Origin of the sequence: Jatrophihabitans cynanchi, from assembly GCF_027247405.1 — a bacterium.
GTDB classification, from domain to species: domain Bacteria; phylum Actinomycetota; class Actinomycetes; order Mycobacteriales; family Jatrophihabitantaceae; genus Jatrophihabitans_B; species Jatrophihabitans_B cynanchi.
On the sequence record NZ_CP097463.1, the window covers coordinates 138,704 to 155,727 of the forward strand.

At 72.5% G+C, this 17,024-nt stretch carries 13 protein-coding genes; 8 read left to right on the forward strand and 5 right to left on the reverse strand.

All coding sequences use genetic code 11. The annotated features are described in order from the left end of the window. Positions 1-143: 143 nt before the first annotated feature. Positions 144-1,841 (reverse strand): PucR family transcriptional regulator, encoded by a 1,698-nt coding sequence (locus M6B22_RS00655; protein WP_269443834.1) that lies wholly within the window; start codon positions 1,839-1,841, stop codon positions 144-146. Positions 1,842-1,877: 36 nt separating this feature from the next. Here M6B22_RS00655 and M6B22_RS00660 point away from each other — a divergent pair, with 36 nt between their 5' ends. The 6 genes from M6B22_RS00660 to treY all read left to right on the forward strand — a co-directional run bounded on the left by M6B22_RS00660 (position 1,878) and on the right by treY (position 10,499). Then, positions 1,878-2,669 (forward strand): oxamate carbamoyltransferase subunit AllH family protein, encoded by a 792-nt coding sequence (locus M6B22_RS00660; protein ID WP_269443835.1) that lies wholly within the window; start codon positions 1,878-1,880, stop codon positions 2,667-2,669. After that, positions 2,666-4,147, forward strand: a complete 1,482-nt coding sequence (locus M6B22_RS00665; RefSeq protein WP_269443836.1) for a hypothetical protein — start codon at positions 2,666-2,668, stop codon at positions 4,145-4,147. Before M6B22_RS00660 ends, M6B22_RS00665 begins: the two co-directional genes overlap by 4 nt. Further along, a complete protein-coding gene (locus M6B22_RS00670) occupies positions 4,144-5,535 on the forward strand; it encodes a YlbE family protein (protein WP_269443837.1) in 1,392 nt (463 codons plus the stop codon). Before M6B22_RS00665 ends, M6B22_RS00670 begins: the two co-directional genes overlap by 4 nt. Positions 5,536-5,611: 76 nt before the next feature. Beyond that, positions 5,612-6,043 carry a hypothetical protein gene (locus M6B22_RS00675; RefSeq protein ID WP_269443838.1) on the forward strand — a complete coding sequence of 144 codons (432 nt, stop codon included), beginning with the start codon at positions 5,612-5,614 and terminating at the stop codon, positions 6,041-6,043. Positions 6,044-6,079: 36 nt separating this feature from the next. Further along, positions 6,080-8,203 carry a glycogen debranching protein GlgX gene (gene glgX / locus M6B22_RS00680; RefSeq protein WP_407935576.1) on the forward strand — a complete coding sequence of 708 codons (2,124 nt, stop codon included), beginning with the start codon at positions 6,080-6,082 and terminating at the stop codon, positions 8,201-8,203. Position 8,204: 1 nt separating this feature from the next. After that, positions 8,205-10,499 carry a malto-oligosyltrehalose synthase gene (treY, locus tag M6B22_RS00685; RefSeq protein ID WP_269443840.1) on the forward strand — a complete coding sequence of 765 codons (2,295 nt, stop codon included), beginning with the start codon at positions 8,205-8,207 and terminating at the stop codon, positions 10,497-10,499. A 37-nt stretch (positions 10,500-10,536) separates the two neighbouring features. Here treY and M6B22_RS00690 read toward each other — a convergent pair whose 3' ends face one another. After that, positions 10,537-11,379: a PPK2 family polyphosphate kinase gene (locus M6B22_RS00690; protein ID WP_269443841.1), complete on the reverse strand. Its 843-nt coding sequence runs from the start codon at positions 11,377-11,379 to the stop codon at positions 10,537-10,539. A gap of 71 nt (positions 11,380-11,450) precedes the next feature. On the opposite strand from M6B22_RS00690, the gene treZ reads away from it, so the two are divergent. Then, positions 11,451-13,166: a malto-oligosyltrehalose trehalohydrolase gene (gene treZ / locus M6B22_RS00695; RefSeq protein ID WP_269443842.1), complete on the forward strand. Its 1,716-nt coding sequence runs from the start codon at positions 11,451-11,453 to the stop codon at positions 13,164-13,166. Positions 13,167-13,333: 167 nt separating this feature from the next. On the opposite strand, the gene M6B22_RS00700 is transcribed toward treZ, so the two are convergent. The 3 genes from M6B22_RS00700 to zapE form a co-directional block, all read right to left on the reverse strand. Then, complete coding sequence (locus tag M6B22_RS00700; RefSeq protein ID WP_269443843.1) at positions 13,334-14,434, reverse strand: AI-2E family transporter; 1,101 nt, start codon at positions 14,432-14,434, stop codon at positions 13,334-13,336. 66 nt (positions 14,435-14,500) lie between these two features. Continuing rightward, a complete protein-coding gene (locus M6B22_RS00705; RefSeq protein ID WP_269443844.1) occupies positions 14,501-15,199 on the reverse strand; it encodes a hypothetical protein in 699 nt (232 codons plus the stop codon). Beyond that, the gene (gene zapE, locus M6B22_RS00710) at positions 15,192-16,250 is read right to left on the reverse strand and encodes a cell division protein ZapE (protein ID WP_407935577.1); all 1,059 of its coding nucleotides are present in this window, start codon (positions 16,248-16,250) and stop codon (positions 15,192-15,194) included. The genes M6B22_RS00705 and zapE overlap by 8 nt, the downstream gene beginning before the upstream one ends. Between zapE and M6B22_RS00715 the strand changes: the two genes are divergently transcribed. Beyond that, complete coding sequence (locus tag M6B22_RS00715; protein ID WP_269443846.1) at positions 16,249-16,989, forward strand: dihydrofolate reductase family protein; 741 nt, start codon at positions 16,249-16,251, stop codon at positions 16,987-16,989. The two genes, zapE and M6B22_RS00715, sit on opposite strands and share 2 nt — an antisense overlap. Positions 16,990-17,024 lie beyond the last annotated feature (35 nt).

Here is a 17,024-nt window from a genome sequence, read left to right on the forward strand (position 1 = left end):
TCTGCGGACCCGCATGATCGTCTCGCCGGCGCGCTCACTGTGAGCACGCTCACCGAGACGGTAGGGCCGCCGTCAACGGCCGATCATTGTGCAAATCTGACGAAGGCCGAGGGATGTTGCTGGCGCAGATAGGAAAGTGTCGTTCACAAACCGCGCATTTGGACGACCCGCAGCGCCAGCGCCACGTCCAGCCGCAGGTTCGCGTCCGACGTGAACGGGCCGATCATCGTCTCCAGCTTGGTGATCCGGTAGCGCAGCGTGTTGTAGTGGAAATGCAGTGAGCGCGCCGTCTCGGCCACGTTGCAGTTGCGGTCGAGCAGCTCCTGCAGCGTGCCGCGCAGGTCCAGCGCGTCGGGCGTGTCCGCGCCCAGCGGCCCCAGCACCTCGGCCGCGAAGGCCCGCAGCTCGCCGGGATCGCTGACGAGCGAGAGCACCCGGTGCACACCGAGCCCGTCGAAGTGGGCGACCGCGCCGGGTCCGTGCGTCCGCCGCCCGACCCGGACCGCAGTGCCGGCCTGCTCGTACGCGGCAGCCAGGTCGGCGATCGAGCCGATCACCCTGCTGACGCCGGTGCTGAACGAGCGCCGCCCGCCGCCGCGATCGCCCGCGACCGACGACACCAGCTCGGCGACGGTGCGCTGCACGGACTCCGGCTCGGCGGGCACGAGCGCGACCAGTTCGTGGGTGAACCCGACGACCGGCACCGCGCGGTCGCGGGCACGCAGTACCTGCTCCCAGGCCGCCGTCAGCCGGTCCATCGGCGTGCGACCTGCCACGCTGGCCGGCCCGGACGACTCGTCCAGCCGGGCGACGATGACGGCGAGCGGCCGGTCGACGTCCCAGCCGAGCTGCGCGCAGTGCTCGGTCACCAGCTCGGGTGGACCGGCCACGCCGTTGAGCGCGTCGCGCAGGAAGTCGCCGCGAAACTTCGACTCGACCGCCGACACTGCCAGCTGCTTGGTGATCGCGAGCGCGGCGACGGTGGCGGCCCGCTCCAGCGCCTGCACGGTGACCGGCCCGAGGCCGCCGTTCGGCCCGTATGCGGCGATCAGGCCGTGGTCGGTGCCGCCGGCGATCACGCGGGCGACGGCGAGCTGCCCGCCGGTGGCGTCCGGCGCGTCCTGCAGCCCGGCGTGTACCTGCTCGGTGCGGAACCGGCCGGACGGGTCGAACAGCGGCAGCGCCGCGAGGGCCGCCGAGTTCGCCTCGGCGCCACCGGTGGTCTGCACCCGCCCGTCCGGCGAGCAGATCAGCACGGCGGTGTCGAACAGGGCAGCCACCTCTGCGGCGATCTGCGGCAGGTCGCCGCCGCCGAGCACGAGCGCGGTCAGCGTGCGGTGCAGCCGGTCGGCGACGTCCAGCGCCCAGGTCTGCCGGTCGACGAGTTGCGTGAACACCTCGGACATCACCTCGTCGAAGGCGACGCCCCGAGGCAGCACGAGCACCGGAAAGCCGTGCCGCTCTGCGGTGTCGAGCATGTCCGGCGGGAGCTCGTCCAGGTAGCGGCCGGTCTTGACGCCGAGCGCGCTGACCCCGCGTTCGGCCAGCCCGTCGACCAGCCGGGCGACCACGGACGGGTCGAAGGTGCCGCCCTGCCCGCCGTGGCGCAACGGGAAGCCGGTGGTCAGCAGCAGCTCGTTCGGCTTGACCCACGGCAGGATGTCCGGAACCTCCATGACGTTCACCCAGCGCACCACGGTGTCCAGGCCGGCAGCGCCCGCAGCCACCTCGGCACCGGCCAGGCTCGGCAGTGCGAGCAGCCCGCGAACCGTGAGGGCGTAGTCGGCGGCCACTGGCAGATCACGTCGCTGCGGCGGCACAACGTTGGCAACGTTCTCCATGGGGCGCACCGTACGCCTGCCGTAGCTTCGCTAACCATGCAGATCCGCGCAGCCGCCAGCAGCGCGCTGCGCGACCTGCTCGCCGGCCCGCCCGTGCCCGCCCGCCTGCTCGGCTCGGGCCCGTACGCGCTCTACCTCGGCACCGACGACGCCGTCGTGGCGGTGCTGGCGCGCGACGCCGTGCGCCTGCCCTGTTCCCTCACCTTGAGCACGTCTTCGGCCGAACTGCCGCTGACCTCGCTCGATGTGCGCGATGCGGTGTCGGTCGGCGAGGGCGCGATCCGCTGGACGGGACGCGCCGGGCCGGGCGCTGTGCTCGTCGCACGGCACTGGGCGCCGGCGCGAGTCCGCAAGGGGACGAGCATTCCGATCGACAGATGGCGCTCGGCCCTGTCCGCGTTCGACTGCGGCGTGGAAGCCCGGCTGATCGGCGGCCTGACGGTCGGCTCGTGCGACCTGGCCGGTTCGCTGTTGGGCCGGGGACCGGGCCTGACGCCGGCCGGTGACGACGTGCTCGCCGGGTTCCTGCTCGGCACCCGAGCCCTCGGGGTCCCCGCCGGCCCGCTCGGCCGGTTCGTCGCCGAGCAGGCGCCGGCCGCGACGACCGCGCTGTCCGCGCAACTGCTGCGTCACGCGATCCGCGGCGAATGCGTGCCGCAGGTGGGCGCCGCGCTCGCCTCCCCCGGAGACACGAGCGCGCTCGTCGCGCTGCTCGCGGTGGGCCACACGTCCGGCACCGCCCTGGCACGCGGCCTGCTGCGGGCGGCCGAGTACGCCGCGGGCGTCGGCGCTGCGACGACGACCGCGGCGACGACGACCGCGGCGTGACGGCGGAGGCGATCATGGCGGTGGAGCACGTCGAGGCGCGCCAGGGTGCGTACGCCGACTCGGTCACCCTGATGCAGGTCAGCCGGCGGGTCGCGGCCGCCGACGGCGTCAGCGCGGCCCTGGTCGCGATGGGGACGCCGCTCAACCTCGACCTGCTGGACGGGATGGGTTTCGCCACCCCGGCCGGCGCCGGCCCGAACGACCTGGTGATCGCGCTGCGGGCCGAAGACGCCGCGGCCATCGCCGGCGCGCTCACCGAGGTGGCCGACGCCCTCGCGGCGCGGCCCGGCGGCGGCGACGGGCCGGTGGCCGCCCTGCCGCCACGCACCGTCGGCATGGCGGCGCGCGAGGCCGGAGCGGCTCTCGCCCTGATCTCGGTCCCCGGACAGCACGCGTTCACCGAGGCGATGGACGCGCTCGACGCCGGCTGCAACGTGATGATCTTCTCCGACAACGTCCCGGTAGAACAGGAGATCAGGCTCAAGGACGTCGCGTCCGACCGCGGCCTGCTGGTGCTGGGCCCGGACTGCGGGACGGCCGTGGTCGGTGGCATCGGGCTCGGCTTCGCGCACACCGTCGCACCCGGGCCGGTCGGGATCGTGGCGGCGTCCGGGACGGGCGCGCAGCAGGTGCTCTGCCTGCTCGACGCGGCCGGGGTCGGCGTCACCGCGGCGCTCGGGGTCGGCGGGCGGGACCTGTCCGCCGCGGTCGGCGGCCGCTCCACGCTGGCCGCGCTGGACGTGCTCGACCGCGACCCGGCCACCGAGCAGATCCTGGTGATCTCCAAGCCGCCGGCCGACGAGGTCGCCGCGACGGTGCGCGCCCACGCGGACCGGCTCGGCACGCCGGTGCAGTTCGCCCTGCTGGGCCCCGGGCAGCCGGACCTCACCGCGGCGACCGAGGAGTTGCTGCGCGCGCTGAAGGTCGACGTACCGCAGTGGCCGCACTGGCCGGGTCGCGAGGTCGCGCCGCGCCGCGGAGCGCTGGTCGGCCTGTTCGCCGGCGGGACGCTGTGCGACGAGGCGATGCTCATCGCCGGCGAGCGGTTCGGCCCCATCGCCTCCAACATCCCGCTGCAGCCGCAGTGGCGCGTGGACCCCCGCGCCGAGTGGGACGGCCGGCACGTCCTGCTGGACTTCGGCGACGACGAACTGACCGCCGGCAGGCCGCACCCGATGATCGACCCGTCGTTGCGGCTGGAGCGGCTGGCCGCGTACGGCACCGACCCGCGCACCGCCGTGCTGCTGCTCGACGTGGTCCTCGGCCACGGGGCGCACCCCGATCCGGCGGCCGAACTCGCGCCGGTGATCGCCGAGTTGGGCGGGCCGGCCGTCGTCGTCTCGCTGATCGGCGCCAAGGCCGATCCGCAGGACCTGTCCGCGCAGGCCGCCGCACTTCGCGGCGCCGGTGCCCACGTCTACGTCTCGAACGCGGCCGCCGCCCGATTCGCCTGCGACCTGATCGGGAGCACCTCGTGAAGACACTGGACGGCGAGCCGACCCTGATCACCGCCGGCGCCGACCTGTTCGCCGACGCCGCGCAGGCCCAGGCGGCTCGCGTCGTGCGCGTGGACTGGGCCCCGCCGATGCCCGGCACCGAGGCCGATCTCGCCGCCGTGATGGGCGATCCGCGCCGCGCCGGCGCGAACGCCGAGGCGCTGCGCCGGGTCGCGTCGGCGCGGGCGCTGCTCGTCGACGTCGTGCCGGCACGCGAGGCGCTCGGGCTGGCCGACCGGCAGCTGCTGCACGCCGGGCCGCCGATCGAGTGGGCGCGAACGTCGGGCCCGATGCAGGGCGCCCTGCTCGGCGCCGCGGCCTTCGAGGGGCTCGTGGCCGATCCCGCCGACGCCGCGGCGTACTACGAGCGCGGCGAGTTCACCCTGGAGCCGTGCCACCACCACAGCGCCGTGGGCCCGATGGCCGGCGTGCTGTCGGCGTCGATGTGGGTGTGGGTGCTGGAGGACCCGCAGACCGGGCGCCGCGCCTACTGCTCGCTCAACGAGGGGCTGGGCAAGGTGCTGCGCTACGGCGCGTACTCCCCCGAGGTGCTGGACCGGCTGCGCTGGATGGCGACCGTGCTCGGCCCCGCGCTGCAGCTGGCGGTGCGCGGGCACGGGCCGGTGGACATCACCGCGATCCTCGCGCAGATGGTGCAGATGGGCGACGAGGCGCACAACCGCAACCGGGCCGGGACGCTGATGCTGCTGCGCGAGCTCGGCCCCGACCTGGTCGAGGCCGGCCTGCCGTCGGCCGACGTCGCCGCGGTGTTGCGCTTCGTCGGCGGCAACGACCACTTCTTCCTCAACCTGGCGATGCCGGCCTGCAAGCTCGCGCTCGACGGCGCGCGCGGCATCGCCGGCTCGACCATGGTCGTCGCGATGGCCCGCAACGGCACCGACTTCGGCATCCAGGTCGCCGGCACGGGCGACGACTGGTTCACCGGGCCGGCGCAGGTGCCGGACGGGCTGTACCTCGGCGACTACGGCCCCGAGGACGCGAACCCGGACATCGGCGACTCGGCGATCACCGAGACCATCGGCCTGGGCGGCTTCGCGATGGCCGCCGCTCCCGCGATCGTCCGGTTCGTCGGCGGGACGGTCAGCGACGCGCTGGCCAACACCCGCCGGATGTACGAGATCACCCTGGGCGAGCACCCCGCGTTCGCGGTGCCGGTGCTGGACTTCCGCGGAACGCCGCTCGGAATCGACGTCACCAAAGTCGTGCGCACCGCCATCTTGCCGCAGATCAACACCGGGATGGCCGGCAAGATCGCCGGCACCGGGCAGGTGGGCGCCGGGCTGGTCACCCCGCCCGCCGAGGCGTTCGGCACGGCGCTGCGCGCACTCGCGGCTCGCGTCCCGCGCTGAGGGTGCCCTGGCGCGGTTCACATGCCACGCTGGGCCGCACTCCGTACCGTGGGTGCGGACGCGTGAGGAGCAGCCGATGACGACACCGCCACCGGACGACCAGCCGACAGCAGCCGTGCCCGAACCCGAGCCGGCGGGCCCACCACCAGGCCAGCACTACCCGTTCGGGCCGGCGCCGCAGCCGTACCCGTTCGCCCCGGTCTACCGGGCGCCCCGCGAGCCGTGGGTCAACCCCGCCCGGCGGGCCGGCGTCGCCGGGCTCGCGGCCGCCGCGCTGCTGCTGGCGATCGGGCTGGGCGTGCTGATCGGCTGGGCCGCGTTCAGCGGCGGCGGCCACGAGCACCGGATGTACCAGGACGGGTACGGCCGGATGTACCGCGCGCCGGACGGCTACGCGCCCGGCATCCCGGGGCATCCGCGGCTGCATCCCGGCAAACCTGGCGGAAAGCAGCCCGGCGTGAGCCCGACCTCGCCTGCCCCGAAACCCTCGCCGACCCGCACCAGCTGACACCGCCGTCGGGCCGCGGAGCCGATCTGGCAGGCTGTGCGGGTGGAGATCTGGCCCGGCACCGCGTATCCGCTGGGCGCAACCTACGACGGCTCGGGCACGAACTTCGCGCTGTTCAGCGAGGTTGCCGAGCGTGTCGAACTGTGCCTGTTCGACAGCGACAACACCGAGACCCGCGTCGTGCTGCCCGAGGTCGACGGGTTCGTCTGGCACGGCTTCGTCCCCGGGCTCGAGCCCGGTCAGCGCTACGGCTACCGCGTCCATGCGCCGTACGAGCCGGGCAACGGCCAGCGCAGCAACCCCAACAAGCTGCTGATCGACCCGTACACCAAGGCGATCGACGGCATCGTCGAGTGGGACGAGTCGCTGTTCGGATACCACTTCGGTGACCCGGACAGCCGCAACGACCTCGACTCGGCCGCGCACATGCCCAAATGCGTGGTGATCAACCCGTTCTTCGACTGGGGCGACGATCGGCCACCGCGGCACTCGTACGCCGACAGCGTGATCTACGAGGCGCACGTCAAGGGCCTGACCCAGTTGCACCCCGAACTGCCCGAGCAGCTGCGCGGCACCTACGCCGGCATCGCGCACCCGGTGATCGTCGAGCACCTGCAGCAGTTGGGCGTGACCACGATCGAACTGATGCCGGTGCACCACTTCGTCAACGACTCGTTCCTCGTCGACAAGGGGCTGGCAAACTACTGGGGCTACAACACGCTCGCGTTCTTCGCGCCGGACTTCAAGTACTCGGCCGGCACCTCACCGGGCGCACAGGTCCAGGAGTTCAAGGCGATGGTGCGCGCCCTGCACCGCGCGGGGATCGAGGTCATTCTCGACGTCGTCTACAACCACACCGGGGAGGGCAATCACCTCGGGCCCACGCTGTCCTTCCGCGGCATCGACAACGCGGCGTACTACCGGCTCGAGGAGGACTCCCTCGCGCACTACACCGACTACACCGGCACCGGCAACAGCCTGAACGTGCGGCACCCGCACGCGCTGCAGCTGATCATGGACTCGCTGCGCTACTGGGTCACCGAGATGCACGTCGACGGCTTCCGGTTCGACCTCGCCGCGACGTTGGCCCGCGAGTTCTACGACGTGGACCGGTTGTCGTCCTTCTTCGACCTGGTGCAGCAGGACCCGATCGTCAGTCAGGTCAAGCTCATCGCCGAGCCGTGGGACGTCGGCCCGGGCGGCTATCAGGTCGGCAACTTCCCGCCGCAGTGGACCGAGTGGAACGGCAAGTACCGCGACACGGTGCGGGACTTCTGGCGCGGCGAGCCGGCCACCATCGGCGAGTTCGCGGCACGGCTCACCGGCTCGGCCGACCTGTACGAGACGTCCGGCCGGCGCCCGGTCGCCAGCATCAACTTCGTGACCGCGCACGACGGGTTCACCCTGCTCGATCTCGTGTCGTACAACGAGAAGCACAACGAGGCGAACCTCGACGGCAACAACGACGGCGAGAGCCACAACCGTTCGTGGAACTGCGGCATCGAAGGACCGACCGACGACCCGGAGATCGTGGCGCTCCGCGCGCAGCAGCGCCGCAACTTCCTGGCCACCCTGTTCCTGTCGCAGGGCGTGCCGATGCTGTGTCACGGCGACGAACTCGGCCGCACCCAGCACGGCAACAACAACGGGTACTGCCAGGACAACGAGCTCACCTGGGTCGACTGGGCGCATGTCGACGTCGACCTGCTTGCGTTCACCCGGCGGATGGCCGAGTTGCGCCGCGAGCACCCCGCGTTCCGCCGGCGTCGCTTCTTCGACGGCCGCCCGGTGCGCCGGCGGCGCGGTGCCGGCGCCGCCGACACGCTGCCGGACATCGAGTGGTTCACCCCGGACGGCGCGGAGATGACCGAGGAGGACTGGGATTCCGGCTTCGGGCGCGCGATCGCCGTCTACCTCAACGGGAACGGCATCCCGGGCACCGACCGGCGCGGCCGCCGTGTCGTCGACGATTCGTTCCTGCTCTGCTTCAGCGCGCATGACGAGCCGATCGAGTTCACCGTGCCGCCCGCCGAGTTCGCCCCCGCGTGGGAGATCGTGGTGGACACGATGCGCCCGGACGACGGCGCGGCGATCGTCGAGGCCGGCGGGACGGTGAGTGTCGGCCCCCGGGCGCTCGTCGTGCTGCAACAGGCGAGCTGACGTGTCCGTCCCCACGTCCACCTACCGGCTGCAGGTGCGCGCCGGTTTCGACCTGCACGCCGTCGCCGACCTCAGCGACTACCTCGCCACGCTCGGGGTCGGCGCGCTCTACCTGTCCCCCCTGCTGCCGTCGGCCAAGGGGTCCGATCACGGCTACGACGTGATCGCCTTCGACCGGGTCGATCCGGCGCGCGGCGGTCTCGACGGGTGGACGCGGACGCTCGCGGCCGCTCGCGCCCGCGGACTGGGCCTGGTCGTGGACATCGTCCCGAACCACACCGGGGTCGCGGTCCCGGCCGACAACGTGGCCTGGTGGGACGTGCTGAAGCTGGGCCGCGACTCGGCGTACGCGTCCTGGTTCGACATCGACTGGTCCTACGGCCGGATCCTGCTGCCCGTGCTGGGCGACGACTTCGCACCGTCGCAGTTGACGGTCGACGGCGGCGAACTTCACTACTGTGCCGACCCGCAGGCACCGCTGGCCGAGCACCGCTTCCCGATCGCACCCGGCACGGGCGATGCCGGTACTGCCGCCGAGGTGCACGGCCGGCAGCACTACGAACTGGTGAACTACCGGCGCGCCGACAGCGAGCAGAACTACCGCCGCTTCTTCGCGGTCACCGCATTGGCCGGGCTGCGCGTCGAGGATCCCGCGGTGTTCGCCGCCACCCACGAGCAGATCGGCCGATGGGCGCGCCAGGACGGCGTCGACGGCATCCGCGTCGACCATCCGGACGGACTCGTCGACCCGCGCGGTTACCTGGAGCAGTTGCGCGAGCTGACCGGGCCGGGGACCTGGATCACGGTGGAGAAGATCCTCGAGCCCGGCGAGCGGTTGCCCGCCGACTGGCCGGTCGCGGGCACGACCGGCTACGACGCGCTGGCCGAGGTGAGCGGGCTGTTCGTCGACCCGGTGGCCGAGCCCGCGTTCGAGCTGGCCTATCGCGAGCTGACCGGCGACACCCTCAGCTACCCGGAGCACGTCGCGGCCGGCAAGCGCAGCGCGGCGACGACGATCCTGCGCGCCGAGGTGAACCGGCTCGCCAGGCTGGTGCCGGAACTACCCGAGGCGGCCGCGGCGCTCACCGAGCTGCTTGTCGCGTTCCCCGTCTACCGCTCCTACGTCCCCGAGGGCGCCGAACAGTTGGCCGCCGCGATCGAGACGGCTCGGCGCGCACGCCCCGATCTGGCCGAGACAATCGGCCGGTTGGCCGGCCGGCTCGCCGATCCCGCCGACGAGTTGTGCGCGCGGTTCCAGCAGACGTCCGGCGCGGTGATGGCCAAGGGTGTCGAGGACACCGCGTACTACCGGTACACCCGCTTCATCGCCCTGAACGAGGTCGGTGGCGATCCCGCCAGCTTCGGCTCGGACGTGCACCGGTTCCACGAGGCGCAGCTGCGCCGCCAGCAGTCCGCGCCGGGGTCGATGACCACGCTCGCCACGCACGACACCAAGCGCGGCGAGGACGTGCGCGCCCGGCTCGCGGTGCTGTCCGAGCTGCCCGCGGAGTGGGCGGCGCTCGTGCGGCTGCTGATGCGCGAGGCGCCCCTGACCGACCGCCCGTTCGGCTACCTGCTGTGGCAGACCTTCGCCGGCGCCGGCCTGATCGAGCGCGAGCGGATGCATGCCTACGCCGAGAAGGCGATGCGCGAAGCCGCCACCTCGACCACCTGGCTGGACCCGGACGCCGGCTTCGAGGCGTCCGTGCACGCCGTGATCGAGCGCGCCTACGACGACCCCGCGGTGCACGACCCGCTCGCCGGGTTCATCGCCCGGATCCGGCCGTACGGCTGGTCGAACTCGCTCGCCCAGAAGCTGGTGCAGCTGACCATGCCGGGCGTGCCCGACGTCTACCAGGGCACCGCGTACTGGGAGGACTCACTCGTCGACCCGGACAACCGGCGGCCGGTGGACTTCGACGCGGCCCGCGCGGCACTCGACCGGCTGGACGCGGACGTACACGCGCCACCGATCGACGCGAGCGGCGACGCCAAGCTGTGGGTGCTCTCCCGGACGCTGCGGTTGCGGCGCGACTGGCCGGACCTGTTCACCGGCTACCGTCCGGTCGCCGTCTCGGGCACCGCGGCCGGGCACGCGGTGGCCTTCGACCGCGGCGGTGCGATCACGGTTGCCACCAGGCTGCCGGTGGGCCTGGAGCGCGACGGCGGCTGGCAGGACACGGTGATCGACCTAACCGGCCAGGCGACCGACGTGATCAGCGGTGTGCGGCACCGCGGCGAGGTCGCGCTCGCCGAACTGCTCGCCGACTACCCGGTGGCGCTGCTCGTGCGCTGAGCGTGCACCACAGCGCCAATACAGCGTCAATACAGCGTCAATGCGGCGGCTCGAGCCGTTCGCGGAGCCGGTCCAGGTCCAGGTCGGGTTGTGGGTACCGCGGGTCCAGCTCCTCCAGCGTCTCGCGCAGCAGCGCGCCGATCGCCCAGTTGCGGTACGCCTTGTCGTCGGACGGCACCACGTACCAGGGCGCGACGGTGGTGTTGCACTCCTCCAGCACCGCCTCGTACGCGGCCACGTAGTCCGTCCAGAACGCCCGCTCGTCGATGTCGGCTTCGTTGAACTTCCAGTGCTTGTCCGGGTCGGCCAGCCGGGCCAGCAGCCGTTCCCGCTGCGTCTCGTAGGAGATGTGCAGGAAGCACTTGACGATGGTGGTGCCGGACCCGGCAAGCTCCGCCTCGAACGCGTTGATGCGCCCGTATCGTGTCGACCACTCCGATTCCGGGACGAGCTCGTGCACGCGCACCACGAGCACGTCCTCGTACTGCGAACGATCGAAGACGCCGATGACGCCCGGTGGCGGAACCCGGTTGCCGATGCGCCACAGGAAATCGTGTGCCAACTCCTGCTTCGTCGGCTTCTTGAACGCGGTGTACTGCACCCCGATCGGTCCGAACGTGCCCACGACGTGCTCGGTCACGCCACCCTTGCCGGCGGTGTCCATGCCCTGCAGCAGCAACAGCACCCGCCGGTTACCGCCCGCGGTCGATTCGGCCCAGAGCCGCTCCTGCAACCCGGCCAGGTGCTCGGCGTCGGTCCTGAGCTTCTTCGCTTTCCCGCTCTTGTTCACCGGTGCCAGCGGCCGCGCCGCGGGGTCGTAGCCGGCCAGGTTCACCGGTCCGTCAGGCACGCGCAGGGCGGTGCGCATCGAGTCGGCCATTTCGCCAGGTTAGAGGGCAACCCCCGGTAGCCGCTGTTTGCCCGGCACGCGCGTCGGGCAGGGTGAGCGCTGTGACCGAGATCGTGGTGTGGGCGCCGAGGGCGTCGCGGGTCCGGGTGCGGACCGGTGGCGACGACCTGCCGATGCGTCCGGCGCCCGACGGTGACGGGTGGTGGCTCGGGCCCGACCTGCCCCCCGGCACCGACTACGCGTTCGTGCTCGACGACAGCGACCAGGCGCGTCCCGATCCGGCGTCGCGATGGCAGCCGCACGGGGTGCACGGCCCGAGCCGCGTCTACGACCAGGACGCGTACCCGTGGCAGGACGGCCGGTGGCGCGGCCGCGATCTGACCAGCGCCGTCGTCTACGAACTGCACGTCGGCACGTTCACTCCGGGCGGCACGTTCTCGGCGGCGACCGAGCGGCTCGATCACCTGGTGGGCCTCGGCATCACGCACGTCGAACTGTTGCCGGTGAACGCGGTCAACGGGGTGTGGAACTGGGGGTACGACGGGGTCGGCTGGTACGCGGTGCACGCGCCGTACGGCGGACCGGACGGGCTCAAGCGGTTCGTCGACGCCTGCCACGCGCGCGGACTGGCCGTGCTGCTCGACGTCGTCTACAACCACCTCGGACCGAGCGGCAACTACCTGCCCGAGTTCGGGCCGTACCTGAAGTCCGGACGCAACACGTGGGGCGAACTGGTCAACGTCGAGGAGCCGGCGGTGCGCCGGTTCGTGATCGACAACGCGCTGATGTGGTTGCGCGACTACCACGTCGACGGCCTGCGGCTCGACGCGGTGCACGCGCTGCAGGACAGCTCGCCGGTGCACCTCCTGGCCGAACTCGCCGGCGAGGTCGACGCGCTGTCGAAGGCTGCGGGAAGGCCGCTGTCGCTGATCGCCGAGTCGGACCTGAACGATCCGGTGATGATCACCCCGCCGCCGGCCGGGTACGGGCTGGCCGCGCAGTGGGACGACGACGTGCATCACGCGTTACACGCCGCGCTCACCGGCGAACGGCAGGGCTACTACTGCGACTTCGGGCCGCTGTCGGTGCTGGCGAAGACGTTCACCTGCGCGTTCTTGCACGACGGGACGTACTCGACGTTCCGCGGCAAGGACTGGGGACGGCCGGTCGACCCCGCCGCGACCGCGGGCTGGCGGTTCGTGGTGTGCCTGCAGAATCACGACCAGGTGGGCAACCGCGCGGTGGGCGATCGGCTGCCCGAACTGGTCCCTCCCGCGTTGCTGCGTGTCGGCGCGGTGCTGCTGCTCACCTCACCGTTCACCCCGATGCTCTGGATGGGCGAGGAGTGGGCGGCGTCGACCCGCTGGCCGTTCTTCACCTCCCATCCCGAGCCGGAGTTGGCGAGAATCACCGCCGAGGGTCGCGTGGCGGAGTTCGCCGAGCACGGCTGGGACGTCCGCCAGATGATCGACCCGCAGGACCCGGCCGCCCATCGCGAGGCGATCCTGGACTGGGACGAGCTGGCTTCGGCGGAGCATCGCGCGATGCTGGAGCTGTATCGCGCGCTGATCGCGCTACGTGCCGCTGAGCCGGACCTTCACGACGCGGACCTGACCCGGGTCGCGGTCGACTACGACGAGGACGCGCGCTGGCTCGTCGTGCACCGCGGGCGCTTCCGCGTTGCCGCGAACCTCGGTGACTCATCGGCGCAGCTCGCGCTGGCTGCGCGCGAGGTCGTGTTCAGCACCGGCGCCGTCGACCTCGCGCTTGACTCGATCACGATCGGGCCGCAGACCGCCGCCATCGTGCGCGTCTGAGCGGTTCCCGGTCCGTGTCGGCGCTACGCGCGGCGCCTGCGAGCAGCGCAACCGAGAGGCACGCGAGACGGTGTCGGTCGTGCACATCGGGGTCTGCTCGCAATTGTGCTTGCAGACCCCGATGGCGGCGAACCGGTGTGCCACGCAGGCACGAGCGACCGCTCGGCTCAGGCGGTGTCCTGCCGGCGGATCCAGACCTCCCTGGTGAGCAACTGGATCGTCGCTGCGATCGGCAACGCGACCAGTGCTCCGACCACCCCGCCGAGCGAACCGCCCAGCAGCACCGCGACGATGGTGAGGATCTCCGGGACGTCGACGGACGAGCGCATCACCCGCGGGTAGATCACGTAGCCCTCGAGCGGTTCGTAGATCAGGTACACGATCGCGCAGATCAGCCCGACGTGCAGCGACGTCGCGAAGCCGATCAGGGTGACCGCGGCCGCCCCGGTGACCGAGCCGACCAGCGGGACGAGATCCAGCAGCGCCACGAACAGCGCGAGCGGCAGTGCGTACTTGCCGAGCCCGACACTCAGCGTCAGGACCGCAGTGACCGTCCCGGCCAGCAGTGCGACCAGCACCGCCCCGATCACGTAGCCACCGACCCGGTGCAAGATCTCGTCCCCCAGCGAGGCGACCCGCTCGCGGCGCGATGCCGCCACCAACGCGTACCCGGTCCGCTTGAGCATGGGCAGCGCCGCCAGGAAGTAGATCGTCATCACGATGATCAGGATCGTGTTCAGCAGCGCCCCGAGCACGCTCAGCCCGACGTCGAATACGCCGCCGAACGTCTTCTCCAGCAGGTTCGGGTCGCGCAGCTTGTTCTCGATCGCGGACAGGAAGTGGTAGCGCTGGTCCAGGTGGCTGATCGACTTGTGCTGACGCAGGTCGTGGATCAGGTGTGGCGCGTCGTCGACCAGCGAGCCGATCTGGCTGCCGACCGCGCCGATCAGCACGTAGAGCACCAGGGCGAGCACCCCCAGCCCGCCGGCCGCCACGACGAGCACCGCCCAGCCGCGCCGCAGGCCGCGCCGGATCATCGCCTCCACCAGCGGGTTGAGCCCCACCGCGAGGAACACCGAGACGAGGACGAGCACCAGCACCGACTGCACCTCGCGCAGCGCCCAGCCGAGGACGATCGCGAGCAGGACGCCCAGCGCACCGAGGAAGCCTCGGTAGAACGGCGCGTCGGTCGACAGCCGAGGTCCGGGAGTGCCGTACCGCGCGCTCTCGTCCGGGACGGGCTCGGCGGGCGGCTCGTAGAGCGTCACCGCCTCATCGTGCCGGACGGGTGCCGCCCCGCCCGGGAGGCACGAGCAGATGACACGCCAGCAGTGTCAGGTGACCGGCGGGACGTCGATCACCCGAGCCGGGAACCGATCCGGCGGCGGGCCGAACGCGCGCCGCGCGGCGCCGATCGCCCCCCGTGCCAGTGCAGCATTGCCCGCGGCCCCGATCCCGGCACCGATCCCCAGCGGCAGCGCCCGGCCGACTAGTAGCGCGCCCTGCCGTGCGCCGAACCGGGTCACCAGCAGCCGTCCGAGCCGGGAGTTGATCGAGCCGATGCGTCCCTTCGCGTCCGGCCGGTTGATCACCTGCGCCCAGTGCTTGCCGCCCTCGGCGCCGTCCAGCGCGGCCGCGCCGGAGGAGCCGACGAGCACGCCGAGCACGAGCGCGCGGCGCACCTGCGGGTCGCTCACCGGCACGCTGTGCAGCTCGGCCAGCGCCAGCACGTACATCGCGGTCGCCGATACGAACCCGGCGATCTCGGCCGCGCCCGTCGCCACCGATGTCGCGGTCCCCACCCCGGGCACGGCGGCGGTACCGCCGGACGCCGCGCCGATCCCGACGGCCGCGGCGAGGTAACGGCGCTCCAGCTGTTCGACCAGCTGCGCCGGAGTCGCGTCCGGACGGCGCTGGCGGACCCGGTTCAGGTAGCCGAGCACGACCGGCCGCTGCACGAGCAGCGCCTTGTCCAGCGCGACGTCCAGCGCACGCTCGACCGCTGCCGGGACCGGAACCTTGCGCTTAGCCAACACCCACTCCTGTCCGGTTCAGCGCCACCAGCCTGCTGATCGCGCGGCGGTACTTCTTGCGGTACCCACCGGAGAGCATGTCCGCATCGAACAGCCGGTCAAACGGGGCGCCCGACCCGACGACCGGGATCTCGCGGTCGTACAGCCGATCGGCGAACACCACCAGCCGTAGCGCGGCGGCCTGGTCGACCGCGGTGTGCACGCCGGTCAGGTGCACGGCCGTGACGCCGTCGACGAGGGCGCCGTACCGCGACGGGTGCAGCCGGGCCAGGTGGGTTGTCAGCTCATCGAACGAGTCGAGGGTCGCGCCCGGGGTCGCCTGCGCCCGCTCGCGAACCTCGTCGTCCCGCAGCGGAGCGGGTGCCTGTGGCAGGCCGCGGTGCCGGTAGTCGGGGCCGTCCACCCGCACCGCGGTGAACCGCGCGGCCAGGCCCTGGATCTCGCGCAGGAAGTCCTCGGCCGCGAACCGCTCCTCGCCCAACCGGTCCGGCAGCGTGTTGGACGTCGCCGCGAGCGCCACGCCACGCTCGGCCAGCCGGGCAAGCAGCGTCGACACCAGCACCGTGTCACCGGGGTCGTCCAGCTCGAACTCGTCGATCGCGAGCAACCGCATGCCACCGAGCGCCTCGACGACCGCGGCGAACCCCAGGGCACCGGCCAGGTGCGTCAGCTCGACGAAGGTGGCGTACGCCTTGGGTCCCGGCGCCGCGTGCCACAGCGAGGCCAGCAGGTGCGTCTTGCCCACGCCGAACCCGCCGTCGAGATAGACGCCGCGGGGCGCGCCGCCCGTTGCCCGCCGGCGCCGCCACCGACCTCGCGGGGCCGGCCGCTGCAGCGACACCGCGAACCCGCGCAGCGCCCCGAGCGCGGCCGCCTGGGTGGGCTCCGCCGGGTCGGGGCGGTACGTCTCGAACCGCACGCCGCCGAACAGCGGCGGCGGCACCAGCCCGGCGATCAGCGCCTGCGGCGGCACCTGCGGCGAACGATCGACCAGGCGGGACGGCACGGTCATCGAGCCTACTGACGGCACTCGTGCTGAGATTGGTGTCATGCGCTCGCTACTGCCCGGCCCTGCCACGGACGACGTGGACCTGCACGCCTGTTACGCCAGGGGCTGGGACGACGCCGGCGGGCTGCGGGTCAACTTCGTCAGCAGCGTGGACGGAGCGGCCACCGAGGACGGCGTGTCCAAGGGCCTGCAGACCCCGGGCGACAACGCCGTCTTCGCGGCGCTGCGCGATCTCGCCGATGTCGTCCTGGTCGGCGCCGGGACGATCCGCGTCGAGGGCTACGGCCCGGCCAAGGTGAGCCGGCGCCGGCTGGGCGTGCGCACCGAACGCGGCTATCCGGCGACGTTGCCGACCGCGGTCGTCAGCCGGTCGCTGCGCCTGGACCCCGCGGCCGCGCTGTTCGCCGCCGCGCCGCCGGACGCCCGCACGATCGTGCTCACCTGCGCCGCGGGCGATCCGGTCGTGCGGGCCGCGCTCGAGCAGGTCGCCGATGTCGTGGTGTGCGGCGACGACGACGTCGACCTGGTGCTCGCGCGCACCGCCCTCGAAGACCGCGGCCTCACCCGCATCCTCAGCGAGGGCGGCCCGACGCTGTTCGCCGACCTGGCGCGTTCCGGCGTGGTCGACGAGCTGTGCCTCAGCGTGACGCCGCTGCTGGCCGGCCCCGGCGCGCGACGCATTGTCGCGGGCGAGCTGTGGCGCGGCGGCCCACTGCCGCTCACCCTGACCGGCCTGCTCGAGGAGGACGGCGCGCTGTTCTGCCGTTACGCGGTGGGCTGACGCGCCAATTCGGGTGCACGCCGCGCGCGAGTGCT

Coding starts and splice junctions, on each gene's coding strand:
- M6B22_RS00655 (WP_269443834.1), bottom strand. CDS start 1,841: ATGGAGAACGTTGCCAACGTTGTGCCGCCGCAGCGACGTGATCTGCCA.
- M6B22_RS00660 (WP_269443835.1), top strand. CDS start 1,878: ATGCAGATCCGCGCAGCCGCCAGCAGCGCGCTGCGCGACCTGCTCGCC.
- M6B22_RS00675 (WP_269443838.1), top strand. CDS start 5,612: ATGACGACACCGCCACCGGACGACCAGCCGACAGCAGCCGTGCCCGAA.
- M6B22_RS00690 (WP_269443841.1), bottom strand. CDS start 11,379: ATGGCCGACTCGATGCGCACCGCCCTGCGCGTGCCTGACGGACCGGTG.
- M6B22_RS00715 (WP_269443846.1), top strand. CDS start 16,249: ATGCGCTCGCTACTGCCCGGCCCTGCCACGGACGACGTGGACCTGCAC.
- zapE (WP_407935577.1), bottom strand. CDS start 16,250: ATGACACCAATCTCAGCACGAGTGCCGTCAGTAGGCTCGATGACCGTG.